Origin of the sequence: Micromonospora narathiwatensis, assembly GCF_900089605.1 — a bacterium.
GTDB lineage: Bacteria > Actinomycetota > Actinomycetes > Mycobacteriales > Micromonosporaceae > Micromonospora > Micromonospora narathiwatensis.
The window spans coordinates 6,549,993-6,564,070 of sequence record NZ_LT594324.1 but is presented as its reverse complement, the minus strand read 5'-3'; the positions used below and the strand labels follow the sequence as shown (position 1 = coordinate 6,564,070).

Here is a 14,078-nt window from a genome sequence, read left to right as displayed (position 1 = left end):
CGGGATCCCACGAGGAGCTTGCGGCCGGGAGGATTGGGAGCGCTTCCATCACCTCCTCGAGGAGCCGCCATGAAGCTCGCCGCCCAACGCCTGATCGCCGTGGCCCTCGCTGTGGGGCTGGTCTCCTGCACCGACGACCCCCCGCCGGCGCCGAAGCCGACCGGGCTCAACGCGGGCACTGGCTGCCCCGAGTTCGCCGGGAGCGGCCGGCAGATCGAGTTCGGCGGGGAGATCGACGCCGAACTGGGCGGGGTCGTCCTCGGCGCCGGGAGCACGGGGGTGGTGCTGGCGCACATGGCCGGCGGCGACGTCTGCCAGTGGCTGCCCTACGGGCAGCAACTGGCCGACCGGGGCTACCGCGTGCTCGCCTTCGACTTCGCCGGGTCCGGTGTCTCCCGGGGCCACGGGGTGCCGCTGGGCCGGCAGGTCGAGGCGGCGGCCGGCGCGTTGCGCGCTGACGGCGCCAGCCGGATCGTGCTGGCCGGCGGGTCGATGGGCGGTGCCGCGGTGCTGGCCGCCGCGCCGACTCTCAGCCCGGCGCCGGTCGCGGTCGTCGCCCTGTCACCGCCCACCGGCTACCAGGACGCGGACGCCGCCGCGGCGGCCCCGAAGATCACCGTCCCGGTGCTCTACGGCGCGGGTGAGCTGGAGACGAGCTTCGCGGAGTCGGCGCGGCAGATGTACGCCGCCACTCCATCGACCACGCAGCGGCAGTTGGTGCTGGTACCGACCAGCGCCCACGGGGTGAACCTGCTCAACCCGGAGACCGGCAGCGTCGAGCTCCGCGACCGGGTGACCCAGTTCCTCGACAGCTACGCCCCGCCGGCCTGAGTGTTCGCCACCCGCAGGTCCCGCGTCCGGCCGGGGGCCGCGACCGGGCTCGCCGGCGGCAGGCCGGAACACGAGAGGGGCCCCGTCCCACCGTTCCCGGTGAGAAGGGGCCCCTGCCCGACGCTCGGTGTCAGCGCTGGTCGCGGTTGCCGGAGGTGTCCTCCACGTAGCTGGCACCACCGTCGGCCTCGCTGGTCAGCGGCTTGGCGCCGCCCTCCGGCGGGCCGGCCAGGGCGTGCACCCCGGCGGCCAGCTCCGGGAACTTGACGTCGAACGCCGGCCGCTCGGAGCGGATCCGCGGCATCCGGTCGAAGTTGCGCAGCGGCGGCGGCGAGGTGGTGGCCCACTCGAGCGAGTTGCCGTAGCCCCACGGGTCGTCGACCTCGACCACCGGACCGGCCTTGTACGACTTCCAGCAGTTCCAGATGAACGGCAGGGTCGAGATACCGGTGATGAACGCGCCGACGGTGGAGATCGTGTTCAGCATGGTGAAGCCGTCGTTGGCCGCGTAGTCGGCGTACCGCCGCGGCATGCCCTCGGCGCCGAGCCAGTGCTGCACCAGGAAGGTGGTGTGGAAGCCGATCATGGTGAGCCAGAAGTGGATCTTGCCGAGCCGCTCGTCGAGCATCCGGCCGAACATCTTCGGGAACCAGAAGTAGATGCCGCCGAACACGGCGAACACGATCGTGCCGAAGAGCACGTAGTGGAAGTGCGCCACCACGAAGTACGAGTCGTGGATGTGGAAGTCCAGCGGCGGGCTGGCGAGCAGCACGCCGGTCAGACCGCCGAAGAGGAACGTGACCAGGAAGCCGACGGCGAAGAGCATCGGCGTCTCGAAGGTGATCTGGCCCCGCCACAAGGTGCCGATCCAGTTGAAGAACTTCATACCGGTCGGCACGGCGATCAGGTAGCTGAGGAAGCTGAAGAACGGCAGCAGCACCTGGCCGGTGGCGAACATGTGGTGCGCCCACACGCTCATCGACAGGGCGGCGATGGCGATGGTCGCGGCGACGAGGCCCTTGTAACCGAAGATCGGCTTCCGGGAGAAGACCGGGATGATCTCGGAGATGATGCCGAAGAACGGCAGCGCGATGATGTAGACCTCGGGGTGCCCGAAGAACCAGAACAGGTGCTGCCAGAGCATCGGCCCACCGGTGGCCGGGTCGTACACGTGGGCGCCGATCAGGCGGTCCGCGGCGAGCGCCATCAGCGCGGCGGCCAGCAGCGGGAAGATCAGGATGGCCAGCAGGCTGGTGACCAGCATGTTCCAGGTGAAGATCGGCATCCGGAACATGGTCATACCGGGGGCGCGCAGGGTCAGGATCGTGGTGATCAGGTTGACCGCGCCGAGGATGGTGCCCAGACCCGAGACGACCAGGCCGACCACCCACAGGTTGCCACCGACGCCCGGCGAGTGCTCGGCGGTGCTCAGCGGCGTGTACGCCGTCCAGCCGAAGTCGGCCGCGCCACCCGGGGCGATGAAGCCGGCGGTGGCCATGGTGCCGCCGAACAGGTACAGCCAGTAGGCGAACGCGTTCAGGCGGGGGAACGACACGTCGGGCGCGCCGATCTGCAGCGGCACCACGTAGTTCGCGAAAGCGAACACGATCGGCGTCGCGAAGAACAGCAGCATGATCGTGCCGTGCATGGTGAAGAGCTGGTTGTACTGCTCGGGCGACAGGAACTGCAGGCCCGGCCGCGCCAGCTCGGCGCGCATGATCAGGGCCATCGCGCCGCCGATCATGAAGAACGCGAACGCGGTGACCATGTACATGATCCCGATCTGCTTCGCGTCCGTGGTACGCAGCAGCCGCGCGAGGGCCGACCCCTTGACCGGCTCGCGGACCGGCCAGGGCCGGGTCACGACCGGCTTGGGTGCGACGGTGGTCACGAGTGGCCTCCGGTTCTGGGTTGTCCCGCTCGGCACGCGCTGGTCATCTGCGCAGCCGTCATCCGCAAGGAGGATAGTCCCCGGCAGGTGGCAGCGCCGCCGGGGGTGGGCGGCTACGATCACCGCCGCCCTGCCGGTCGACCTAGAGCGGGTCCACCAGAAGCCGGTAGTGCTCCTGGAAGATGCGCCCGCCGCGTCCGCGCAGCAACGGGTCGCGCAGCGCGGGCGGCACGTCCCGGGTCCGGTTGCGGTCCCGGGTCCGGTCCCGCACCCAGCGGGTACGCGGCCGTCGCCGGCTCTCGTACGCGATCAGCGCGGCCTCCACGCTGCCGGCGGCCCGCAGCGACTCGGCGAGCACCACGGCGTCCTCCAGCGCCATCGCGGCACCCTGGGACAGGGTCGGCGCAGTGGCGTGCGCGGCGTCGCCGACGAGCAGCACCCGATTGTGGAACCAGCGCCCCAGCTCGACCTCCTCGGTCAGCTCGGCGTGCACCGTGTCCAGCGCGTCGAGGACGTCGGGGACCGGGCCGCCGTAGTCGCCGAACAGCTCGCGCAGCCGGGCCAGCGGGTCGGCCGGCAACGCGGTGCCGGCCTCGTCGGCGTAGCAGTGCAGCCGGCCGGCGCCGATCGGCACCACCAGGAAGCCGGCGCGCTCGCCGAGCAGGGCGGTCCAGTCGGCGACCGGCGGGCCGCCCCGGACCACCGCCCGGTAGACCACCTGCCCGACGGGGCGGGGCGGCCCGCCGAGCGCGGCCAGGGTACGCACCGTCGAGCGCGGCCCGTCGGCACCGATGACCAGGTCGTACTCCCCGGAGGTGCCGTCGGTAAAGCCGACCGCGACGCCGCCGGGCAGCGGCTCGACGGTGCTGATCTCGGCGCCGTGCCGGACGGCGCCGCCGGCCCCGGTGAGCAGGACCCGGTGCAGCTCGGCGCGGGGCAGCGCCCGGCACTCGCCCACCTCGGCCCAGAGGGCGTCGAGGTCGACCTCGCAGAGCGGCGCGCCGGCGGCGTCGAGGAAGCGCTGGCGGTGGATGACGTGGCCGAGCGGGCGCACCGGGCCGTCCAGGTCGAGTCGGCGCAGCGCCCGCGCCGCGTTACCCGGCAGGTAGAGGCCTACGTCGCCCCGCTCGCTGGGGGGCAGCTTCTCGGTGACGTCGGGTCGGAACCCCGCCAGGCGCAGTGCCCGGGCCACGGCGAGACCGGCGATGCCCGCGCCGACGACGAGGATGCGCAGGGGGAAACCACCCATCGTTGGGTACGCCTCCGGAGGGGTTCGGCACGCGTTGGAGGCAAGACATTACTCGTCGCAATCAGTGCACGCCAGGGCCAATCGGCTCAGCCCGACCGCCTCTCCCGCCTTCCGGAAACCCTGACCGGCCTGCTGAACGTCGTTCCGTCAGCGCCGGAGGCTCCCCGGACGTATCGATGGTCACTAGAGTGGCCGCCGTGGCGGTGGGCGAGGCACGGCACCCGGTGAAGTCGGCGGGTCGTGCCCTCGACGTGCTGGAGGCCCTCGCCGACCCGGCCGGGCCGCGGTCGCTGGTGGAGTTGAGCCGGAGCCTGGGCATCCCCAAGAGCAGCCTGCACGGCATCCTGCAGACCCTGCTCGGCCGCGGCTGGATCGCGGCCGATTCCACCGGGACCCGCTTCGGCCTGGGCCTGCGGTCGCTCCAGGTCGGTGCGGCCTATCTGGCCGGGGCGGACGCGGGCGGATCGCTCGGGGTGCTGCTGGACCAGTTGGCCGCCCGGTTCGGCGAGACGGTGCAGCTGTGCCGGCGCGACGGCGACACGGTGGTGGTGCTGGCCAAACGGGAGTCGGTCCACGCGCTGCGACCGCACGTCCCGCTCGGCGCCCGGCTGCCGGCGCACGCCACCGCGGCCGGTCGGGCGCTGCTCGCCCAGCTGCGGGACGACGCGGTGGATCGGCTGCTCAGCTGGCCGCTGCCGGCGCTCACCGAGCGGACCACCACCCGTCCCGAGGAGCTGCGCGCCCAACTCGCCGCCGTCCGCCGGCGGGGCTGGGCGGTCGAGGAGGAGGAGAGCGGGCCGGGGTTGGCCGGGGTGGCGGTGGCGATACCCCTGCGCGACCCCGCGGTGGACGCGCTCGCGGTGGTGGCGCCGGTCAGCCGGCTCGGGCCGGCGACGCAGCGCCGGGTGGCGGCGGCGTTGCGCGCCGCGGCGGCCCAGGTACGCGCGGCGCGGGCGTTGCTCGGCGAGGACTTCTAGACCCAACGCCGTTCAGTTAGGCGTGGGCGGGGCTGGTCAAGGGGTGTGTTGATCAGGAAGTGAGAAGCGGAGTTCCGGTATCAAGGTTTGTCACTCCAAGACAACCCGAACCAGGAACCCCGCTCGGTGGATCAGATTGCCATAACCCGGACGGTCACGGTAGCTGCCGGGCCGTTCGCGGCCGGTCACCTCGGTGAACTGACCCGTCTGCTGCCGTTCGAGATGGTCGATGACGTGTTGGCCGCGACTCGGCGTACGCAGCGACGGATCCGGTTGCTGCCAGCCCGGGTGGTGGTGTACCTGCTGCTGGCCGGCTGTTTGTTCGCCGATCTCGGCTACCGGCAGGTGTGGGCGAAACTCGTGGCCGGCCTGCACGGGCTGCCGGTGGCCGACCCCTGCGTCAGCGCTTTGCGGCAGGCCCGGCAACGACTCGGCGTAGCCCCGCTGCGAGCCTTGTTCGACGTGCTTCGTGGCCCGGCCGCGACCAGCGCTGTCGGACAGGTGTGGTGGCGGGGCCTCCTGCCGGTCGTCGTCGACGGCACCGTGCTCGCTGTCGCGGACTCGACGGCCAACCTGCGTCGCTACGTCAAACACCGGTGCAACAACGGCGGCTCCGGCTACCCGACACTGCGGCTGAGCGCGCTGCTGACCTGCGGCACCCGCTCGGTCATCGACGCCGTGTTCGACCCCAGCACCACCGGTGAGACCGTCCAGGCACGGCAGCTCGTCCGCAGCCTACGCGCCGGGATGCTGCTACTGGCCGACCGCAACTACGCCGCCGCCGACCTGATCACCGCGTTCGCCGCGACCGGAGCGGACCTGCTGATCCGCTGCAAGAACGGCCGGAAACTCCCGCTGATCCGCCGCTACCACGACGGCTCCTGGCTGTCGGTCATCGGCAGCCGGCCAGTACGGATCATCGAGGCCCGGATCAGCATCACCACCACGGCCGGCAGCCACACCGGCGACTACCGGCTCATCACCACCCTGCTCGACCCGCGTCACTACCCGGCCGCCGACCTCGTCGGCCTCTACCACCAGCGGTGGGAGATCGAGACCGCCTACCTGGAACTGAAGTCCACCATCCTCGGCGGCCGGGTCCTACGCGCCCGTACTCCCGACGGCGTCGACCAGGAGATCCACGCCCTGCTGATCGTCTACCAACTACTACGCACCGCCATGGTCGACGCCACCGACAGCCGCCCCGGCCTCGACCCGGACCGCGCCAGCTTCACCACCGCCCTCCACGCCGCCCGCGACCAGATCATGCACGCCGCCGGCGTCATCGCCGACACCGTCATCGACCTGGTCGGCGTCATCGGCGAACGCGTCCTGGCCAACCTGCTGCCCGACCGCCGCATCCGCACGAAAACCCGCATGATCAAACGCTCGAACTCCAAGTACCAGGCCCGCGGACCGAACATCGACCGCCGCACCTACAAAGCCACCACCAGCATCGACGTCATCAGCAACGACCCTTGACCAACCAGCCACCGCCCTAACTGAACGGCGTTGCTTCTAGACCGCCGTTCGCAACGGTGAACGAATCTTTCGTTCCGTTGACCCGTCCCATTGCGCCACAGTTTCAAGCATGTAAATGTGATTACGGAGCGTGGGAGCGCTCCCGGCGCCTGTCCCGACCCGAAATCCGGCGCCGCGCGCCGAAGCCAAGGAGCATCATGAAGCGTCCCCTGAGGGCCCTCGCGGCCGCCGGTCTGTTGGCCGCCGGCACGCTCGTCGCCGTCGTCCTCGGCGGCACCGCCTCCGCCGACACCCAGATCTGCGAGCAGTACGGGTCCACCACCATCGGCGGCAAGTACGTCGTACAGAACAACCGCTGGGGTACCACCGCCCAGCACTGCATCAACGTCACCTCCACCGGCTTCTCCATCACCCGGCAGGACGGGGTGGGCAACACCAGCGGTGCCCCGGTCTCCTACCCGTCGATCTTCGTGGGCTGCCACTACACGAACTGTTCGCCCGGCACCAACCTGCCGGTCCAGGTGAAGAACATCAGCAGCGCCCCGAGCAGCATCAGCTACAACTACGTCAGCGGCGCCACCTACGACGCCGCGTACGACATCTGGCTCGACCCCAGTCCGAAGCGGGACGGGGTGAACCAGATGGAGATCATGATCTGGTTCAACCGGCAGGGCCCGATCCAGCCGATCGGCTCCGTGGTGGGCAACACCACGCTCGCCGGGCGGAGCTGGGAGGTCTGGCGGGGCAGCAACGGTTCCAACAACGTCATCTCGTACGTGTCCTCGTCGGCGATCCCCAGCCTGAGCTTCGACGCCATGGCGTTCATCAACGACACCCGCAGCCGTGGCGCGATCACCAGCGACTGGTATCTGACCAGCATCCAGGCCGGCTTCGAGCCGTGGCAGGGCGGCGTGGGCCTGGCGGTCAGCTCCTTCTCGCAGAGCGTCAACACCGGCGGCAGCACCACCCCGCCGACGACGGCCCCGCCGACCACCGCGCCCCCGACCACGACCCCGCCGACCACCAACCCGCCGGCCGGCGGCTGCGCGGTGAAGTACACCCCGAACTCCTGGAACAACGGCTTCACCGCCGACGTGCAGATCACCAACAACGGCTCGTCGACGATCAACGGCTGGACGCTCACCTACAACCTGCCGAGCGGACAGCAGATCACCAGCTCGTGGAACGCCACCGTCACCCAGAGCGGGTCCGCGGTGACCGCCAAGAACCTCAACTACAACGGCACTCTCGCGCCGGGCGCCTCGACCGCCTTCGGCTACCAGGGCACGCTGAACGGCACGTACTCGTCGCCGACCAGCTTCACCCTCAACGGCGTCGCCTGCGCCCGGTCCTGACCGGGCGACGAACGGAACGGGGCGCGGTCCGTCGACCGCGCCCCGCACCGGGCCGGCGGGCCTCCCGACAGCAGCCGCCGGCCCGGTCCGCCGAGGTCAGCCGCCGAGAGCGTCGATGTCCCGCATCTCCTCGGCGGTCAGCGAGAAACCGAAGACGTCGGCGTTGGCCCGGATCCGGTCCGGCGTCACCGACTTGGGGATGACCACGGTCTCGTGGTCGATGTGCCAGCGCAGCACCACCTGCGCGGGCGAGACGTTGTGCGCCGCGGCGATCCGGACCAGCACCGGATCGGACAGGTCGGTGGTCCGGAGCGGGCTGTAGCCCTCCAGCACCACGCCGCGGTCCCGGTGCGCGGCGTGCACCTGCCGGTCGTAGAGCGACGGGCTCCACCGGATCTGGTTGACCGCCGGATTCTCCTCGGTGGCCTGGATCAGCTCGTCGATCTGGCTGATGCTGTGGTTGCTCACCCCGACGGCCCGCGCCATGTTCTCGTCGCGGGCGGCGAGCAACTCCCGCCAGACCGGGATGCCCTCGCCCGGCGAGGTCGGCGACCAGTGGATCAGCCACAGGTCGACGTGGTCGGTGTCCAGGGCGGCCAGGCTCGCCTCGATGGTCTCCCGCTCCCGGCCCACCCGCTCAGGCGGCAGCTTCGTGGTGATGAAGACGTCCTCCCGGCGCAGCCCGCTCTCCTTGACCGCCCGGCCGACCTCCCGCTCGTTGCCGTACATGGTGGCGGTGTCGATGTGCCGGTAGCCGGCGTCGAGGGCGGCGAGCACGGCGGCGTACCCGGCCTCGCCGGTGGCCTGCCAGGTGCCGAAACCGAGCAGCGGCATCCGGACCTCGCCGGGAAGCAGGACGGTGGGCTGTTCAGGGCTGGTCATGGCGGCTGTTCTACCCGTGATCGCCCCAGCCATGCCGCCGCTCACCGGCAGGGCCGCGGACCGTTACGCCCTGGCAGGAACCGGACGATCCGCCGTGCCGACTCCCCCGGTGTGCCGGACAATGCGGGAGTGGCTGACCGGCTGGAGGAGTACCGGCGGAAGCGGGACGCGGCGCGTACCCCCGAGCCTCTGCCGGAACAGGGCCCACGGCGGAGGCGGCCCTCCCGGCGCAGGCCCCGCTTCGTCATCCAGCAGCACCACGCCCGCAGCCTGCACTGGGACCTGCGCCTGGAACACGACGGCGTGCTCGCCTCCTGGGCGGTGCCGCGCGGCCTGCCCCGCGACCCCGGCCGCAACCACCTCGCCGTGCACACCGAGGACCACCCGATGGAGTACCTGACCTTCCACGGTGAGATCCCGGCCGGCGAGTACGGCGGCGGACGGATGACCATCCACGACACCGGCACCTACCGCGCCGAGAAGTGGCGCGACGACGAGGTGATCGTGGTGCTCGACGGGAAGCGGACGAACGGCCGGTACGTGCTGTTCGCCACCGGAGGCCGGGGCCGGGACTGGATGGTCCGGCGCACCGACCCGGCGCCGGAGGGCTGGACGCCGATGCCCGAACTGGTCCGCCCGATGCGTCCGACACCCGGGAAACGGCTCCCGAAGGACGGGGCGGAGTGGGGCTACGAGCTGCGCTGGGACGGCGTACGGGCGCTGGCGTACGTCTCGGGCGGCCGGCTGCGACTGCTGGACGAGGCCGACGAGGAGATCACCGGGGCGTACCCGTGGCTGCGCGCGATGGCCGAGGAGCTGGCACCCACCGAGGCGGTGCTGGACGGCGTGCTGGTCCGTATCGACCCGGCCGGGCGGGTCAGGGCGCCCACCAAGCGGGACGGCCAGTTCCTCGCCGTCGACCTGCTCTGGCTGGAGGGCGTGACCACCCTCGACGTGCCGTACGCCCAGCGCCGCGAGCTGCTCGACGGTCTGGCGCTCACCGGACGGCACTGGCAGACTCCGCCGTGGTTCCCGGGTGTCGGCGCGGACGCCCTGCGGACCGCCGGCGAGCAGGGGCTCCCGGGCGTGGTGGCCAAGCGCCTCGACTCCCCGTACGAGCCGGGTCGGCGCAGCCGGCACTGGCTGAGCATCGACACGAGCTGAGGAGCATCGTGCACCTGACGCACCTGGAGTGCCCGCGCTGCGGCCGGGAGCGCCCGGCGGCGACGTTGCAGAACCTGTGCGACTGCGGCTCCCCGCTGCTGGCCCGCTACGACCTGGCCGCGGTGGCCGCGTCGGTGACCCCCGAGCAGTTCGGCCTCCGCGCGGCCGACCTGTGGCGCTACCGGGAGCTGCTGCCGGTGGCCGATCCCCGCTTCGTCACCACGCTCGGCGAGGGCTGGACGCCGCTGCTGCGCGCCCCCGCGTACGGCGCCGAGATCGGGATCGCGGAACTGATCGTGAAGGACGAGGGGCTGACCCCGACCGGGTCGTTCAAGGCCCGGGGCGCGGCGGTGGGGGTGAGCCGGGCCCGGGAGCTGGGCGTCGAGCGGATCGCCATGCCGACCAACGGCAACGCCGGGGCGGCCTGGGCAACGTACGCGGCTCGGGCCGGAATGGGCGCGACCATCGCCATGCCGCTCGACGCGCCCACCATCTGCCGGCGGGAGTGCGTCGCGGCCGGGGCCGACCTGCGCCTGGTGGACGGCCTGATCAGCGACGCCGGGCGGTGGGTGGCGGGGCTGGTCGCCGAGTCGGACGGGCGGATCTTCGACGCCGGCACGCTGCGCGAGCCGTACCGCCTGGAGGGCAAGAAGACCATGGGGTACGAGATCGTCGAGCAGCTCGGCTGGCAGGTGCCCGACGTGATCATCTATCCGACCGGCGGCGGGGTCGGGCTGATCGGTATCCACAAGGCGCTGCACGAGCTGCGCGAGCTGGGCTGGGTGGAGGACAAGCTGCCCCGGCTCGTGGCGGTGCAGTCCACCGGCTGCGCCCCGATCGTGCGGGCGTTCGCGGCCGGCGAGCCGCGGGCCACCCCGTGGACGGACGCGCGCACGCTGGCGTTCGGCATCACCGTGCCGTCCCCGCTCGGCGACGAGCTGATCCTCGCCGCGCTGCGGGACAGCGGCGGGACCGCGATCGCCGTCGACGACGCCGAGATCCTCGCCGACCTGCGCGACTTCGCCGGACGGGAGGGCCTGCTGCTCTGCCCGGAGGGGGCCGCCTGCCTGACCGCCGCCCGGCAACTGCGCGCCGGGGGATGGATCCGGGCCGACGAGCGGGTGGTGGTGTTGAACACCGGCGCGGGGCTGAAGTACCCGGAGACGGTGGACGTCTCCGGCGTGCCGCTGGTGTGACCCGGCTCATTCGGCGGTCGGGTTGGTCAGCCGCCAGGCCGCGTTGATCATGCCGATGTGCGACAGCGCCTGGGGCATGTTGCCGAGCTGCGCACCGCTGTCCAGGTCAATCTGCTCGGCGAAGAGTCCCAGGTCGTTGGCGTGCCCGAGGACGTTCTCGAACAGCACCCGGGCCCGTTCCGGTTCTCCCGCCTTCATCAGGCAGTGCACCAGCCAGAACGAGCAGAGCACGAAGCCCGCCGGGTCGGTGCTCCAGCGCCGTACCAGGCCGTCGACGGTGATCGAGCAGCCGGCCCAGGACCGACGGGGCGTCGAACCGGTCCGGGCACCACCAGTCGATCGATCCGTCCCGGCCGACCAGGGCCCCGGAGCGGCAGTCGGAGAGGAATCCGTAGTCGGAGATCGCCGGCTGGTGCACCCGCTCCGGGTACCCGGAGCCGTCGCGTTCAGCCGTGCCGGTCAGGAGGTGGGCGGCTCGTCCTGGCCGGCCGCCTCGGCCGCCTCGGCCTCCTCCTTGGTCCGGTGCACGGCCCCGTCGGCATGGTCGGGCGGGCCGTAGACGGTGTAGAGGACGAGCGGGTTGGGGCCGGTGTTGACGAAGTTGTGCTTCGTCCCGGCCGGTACGACCACCAGGTCACCGGAGACGACCTCCTTGCGCTCACCGGCGACCCGGGCCTCGCCGGTGCCGCTGACGAAGGTGAGGATCTGGTCGATGCCCTCGTGGACCTCCTCGCCGATCTCCCCGCCCGGCGGAATCGTCATGATGACCAGCTGGGTGTGTCCTCCGGTCCACAGCACCCGACGGAACTCCGGACTCTTCTCGGCGGCGGTCGCGATCGTGAAATGCTCCATGGCGCGCACATACCCGGTCCACGGGGCGGTGAAGCCGGGACGCGCAGATGGTGGAATTTGCCACTCTCCGTGGTTTGGATCCCTCCTCGGCGGGGATCAGGTCCCCCAGGACCGGTTCACACTGGGCCGGTCGAGCCAAGTCCCCGCTGTCGTACCGCCGTACGGCTGCGGTGGTGGGAGACGGCCAGAGCGCGGCGACGTTACGACCCAGGTCGGGCGGCGCCGTGCGCTCGTTCCCACCCGGGACTGTCCGCGCCGGACTCAGTCGTGGCTCTCCGCGACCGGTTGCCCGCCGACGCACCGCAGCTTCAGCTCGTGCTCACCCGCCGGGCCCTCGAACCGGACCTCGACGTGGTCGTCCGGCCCCCGGTCGGGAGTCTCCTTGACCCAGTAGCCCTGGCGGGGCGACCAGGTGACCAGGCGTACCCCGGCCGGGCCGCACTCGGCGACCGCCGTACCGCCGGGGGTGGCGAAACTTCGCTGGGCGGCGGTGGCGGTCGGGCTGACGGTCGGCGTCGGGCTCGCCGGGGCGGCCGTCGGTGTCGGGCTCCCGGTCGGGCCGCCCGACGCGGGGGGCGCCGGCTCGGGTGACGCGAGTGCGCTGGCGACCTCCCGCTGGTCGCGTACGCCGCCAGGGGTGCCGGTGATGCCGTCGCCGACCAGCCGGATCGCGCCCAGCCCGACGAGCGTGGCGGCGACGGTGGTGGCCAACCATCCGACGGCGGCGAGGAGCGGTCGACGGCCCATGCGCCGAGTGTCCCCGAAGGAAGGTTAAGCCCGGCACCGGGGAAGGTTAAGAGAGTCGGTGCGGCTCCGGCGACGGCTGTGGCCGCGCGGCCGGGTCGGTCATCCGGTGGCCGCCGGCGACTCGTCGCCGATCGGGGCCGGGGTGGGCGTCGCGACTCCGACGGCCTTGACGACCGCGACGGCGACCGCCGTGGTGAGCGGGATCGCGAGCACCAGACCGATGGAGGCGACCAGCGTCCGGACGATCTCCTCGGCTATCTGGGCCGTGCTGAGCACGTTGAGCAGCGGACGGTCGTAGGCGTTGATCAGCAGCATGACGGGCAGGGCGGCCCCGGCGTACGCGAAGGCCATGGTGTAGACGGTCGAGGCGATGTGGTCGCGGCCGATCCGCATGGCGCTGCCGAACAGGGTGCGGGCGGAGCTGTCCGAGCCCATTTCGTGCAGCTCCCACACGGCCGAGGACTGGGTGATGGTGACGTCGTTGAGCACGCCCAGTCCGGCCACGATGACGCCGCAGAGCACGATCTCCGGCAGGCTGATCCGGGTGTCGAACAGGGCGAGCACGGTGCTGTCGTGGTCACCGAGGCCGGTCAGGTGGGCGGCGGTGGCGGCCCAGAGCCCGATACCGGCCGTGGCCAGCAGGCCGAACAGCGTACCGATCAGCGCGGTGGTGGTGCGGGCCGAGAAGCCGTGCGCGAGATAGATGACGACGAACATGATCGCCGCCGCGCCGACCACGCCGACCAGCAGGCCGGACTCACCGGCCAGCAACGCGGGCAGCATGAACTTGACGATGACCAGGTAGGCGACGCCGAGCCCGATGAGGGCCTTCAGCCCGCGCATCCTGGCCACCGCGATGACGGCCGCGGCGAAGGCCGCCGCGAGCAGCGCGAGGGGCAGGCTCCGCGAGTAGTCGTAGAAGGCGTACACGGCCGGGCCGCTCTGGTGGTTGAAGACGCGCATCACCTTGATCCGGTCGCCCGGTCCGAGGCCGGCGCGGTACGCCTCCGCCGACACGTCGACGGTCACGCTGGCGCCGCTCTCCGGCCCGGTCTCCAGCTTTGCCTGCACCGACGCGCAGGTCACCAGCTGTTGCTGGCCGTCCGGGCCGGGCCGCTGGTTGGCCGCGGGGCAGTCGTACGTCGACACGCTCTGCACGGTCGCCTCGGGGTGGCTGAGGCTACGGGCGCTCGCGGTGGCGCTGGTGTTCTCCGGTTTCCCGGCCGGCCAGAGCAGCGCCATCCCGAGCAGGGTCGCCGCGGCCATCGGCGCCACGATCAGGGTCAGGAGCACCAGGGTCCGGCGACGGCGCGCGGCGTCCCGCGACGGGTCGACCGGCGGCGCGGGTACGGGCCGGGTGTGGGTGTGCATCGGTTGCTCCGGGTGAGAGGCGGAGATGAGGCGCGAGCGGGGTGGTCGCGGATAAGGCCGGTGGCCGCCGACCTGGGGTCG

Annotated in this window: 12 protein-coding genes and 1 pseudogene; 6 read left to right on the top strand and 7 right to left on the bottom strand. The window is 71.9% G+C overall.

Annotated features, from left to right (window positions below):
* Positions 1-69 precede the first annotated feature (69 nt).
* Entirely contained in the window at positions 70-831 is a 762-nt protein-coding gene (locus GA0070621_RS29090; protein ID WP_091201721.1) for an alpha/beta hydrolase family protein, read from the top strand.
* Between the two features lie 130 nt (positions 832-961).
* Here GA0070621_RS29090 and ctaD read toward each other — a convergent pair whose 3' ends face one another.
* Together ctaD and GA0070621_RS29080 are read right to left on the bottom strand one after the other, a co-directional pair.
* On the bottom strand, positions 962-2,722 hold the full coding sequence (ctaD, locus tag GA0070621_RS29085; protein WP_091201719.1) for an aa3-type cytochrome oxidase subunit I: 1,761 nt from the start codon (positions 2,720-2,722) through the stop codon (positions 962-964).
* A 142-nt stretch (positions 2,723-2,864) separates the two neighbouring features.
* Positions 2,865-3,971 (bottom strand): FAD-dependent monooxygenase, encoded by a 1,107-nt coding sequence (locus tag GA0070621_RS29080; protein WP_091201717.1) that lies wholly within the window; start codon positions 3,969-3,971, stop codon positions 2,865-2,867.
* 176 nt (positions 3,972-4,147) lie between these two features.
* Between GA0070621_RS29080 and GA0070621_RS29075 the strand changes: the two genes are divergently transcribed.
* The 3 genes from GA0070621_RS29075 to GA0070621_RS29065 all read left to right on the top strand — a co-directional run bounded on the left by GA0070621_RS29075 (position 4,148) and on the right by GA0070621_RS29065 (position 7,785).
* A complete protein-coding gene (locus tag GA0070621_RS29075) occupies positions 4,148-4,948 on the top strand; it encodes an IclR family transcriptional regulator (protein ID WP_091201715.1) in 801 nt (266 codons plus the stop codon).
* Positions 4,949-5,074: 126 nt separating this feature from the next.
* The gene (locus GA0070621_RS29070; RefSeq protein WP_091201713.1) at positions 5,075-6,430 is read left to right on the top strand and encodes an IS4 family transposase; all 1,356 of its coding nucleotides are present in this window, start codon (positions 5,075-5,077) and stop codon (positions 6,428-6,430) included.
* Between the two features lie 197 nt (positions 6,431-6,627).
* Positions 6,628-7,785, top strand: a complete 1,158-nt coding sequence (locus GA0070621_RS29065) for a GH12 family glycosyl hydrolase domain-containing protein (RefSeq protein ID WP_091201711.1) — start codon at positions 6,628-6,630, stop codon at positions 7,783-7,785.
* A gap of 96 nt (positions 7,786-7,881) precedes the next feature.
* On the opposite strand, the gene GA0070621_RS29060 is transcribed toward GA0070621_RS29065, so the two are convergent.
* Complete coding sequence (locus GA0070621_RS29060) at positions 7,882-8,667, bottom strand: aldo/keto reductase (RefSeq protein ID WP_091201709.1); 786 nt, start codon at positions 8,665-8,667, stop codon at positions 7,882-7,884.
* 129 nt (positions 8,668-8,796) lie between these two features.
* Between GA0070621_RS29060 and GA0070621_RS29055 the strand changes: the two genes are divergently transcribed.
* Entirely contained in the window at positions 8,797-9,831 is a 1,035-nt protein-coding gene (locus GA0070621_RS29055; RefSeq protein WP_091201707.1) for a DNA polymerase ligase N-terminal domain-containing protein, read from the top strand.
* Between the two features lie 8 nt (positions 9,832-9,839).
* Positions 9,840-11,027, top strand: coding sequence for a threonine synthase (locus GA0070621_RS29050; RefSeq protein WP_091201705.1), 1,188 nt, complete (start codon positions 9,840-9,842; stop codon positions 11,025-11,027).
* Between the two features lie 6 nt (positions 11,028-11,033).
* On the opposite strand, the pseudogene GA0070621_RS29045 reads toward GA0070621_RS29050, so the two are convergent.
* The 4 genes and pseudogenes from GA0070621_RS29045 to GA0070621_RS29030 all read right to left on the bottom strand — a co-directional run.
* A pseudogene (locus tag GA0070621_RS29045) lies at positions 11,034-11,297 on the bottom strand (glycoside hydrolase family 15 protein); the annotation flags it as partial.
* Positions 11,298-11,486: 189 nt separating this feature from the next.
* Entirely contained in the window at positions 11,487-11,879 is a 393-nt protein-coding gene (locus tag GA0070621_RS29040; RefSeq protein ID WP_091201703.1) for a cupin domain-containing protein, read from the bottom strand.
* A 261-nt stretch (positions 11,880-12,140) separates the two neighbouring features.
* Positions 12,141-12,626: a septum formation initiator gene (locus tag GA0070621_RS29035; protein ID WP_091201701.1), complete on the bottom strand. Its 486-nt coding sequence runs from the start codon at positions 12,624-12,626 to the stop codon at positions 12,141-12,143.
* Positions 12,627-12,725: 99 nt separating this feature from the next.
* Positions 12,726-13,997, bottom strand: a complete 1,272-nt coding sequence (locus GA0070621_RS29030; protein ID WP_091201700.1) for a YibE/F family protein — start codon at positions 13,995-13,997, stop codon at positions 12,726-12,728.
* Between the last annotated feature and the right edge of the window lie 81 nt (positions 13,998-14,078).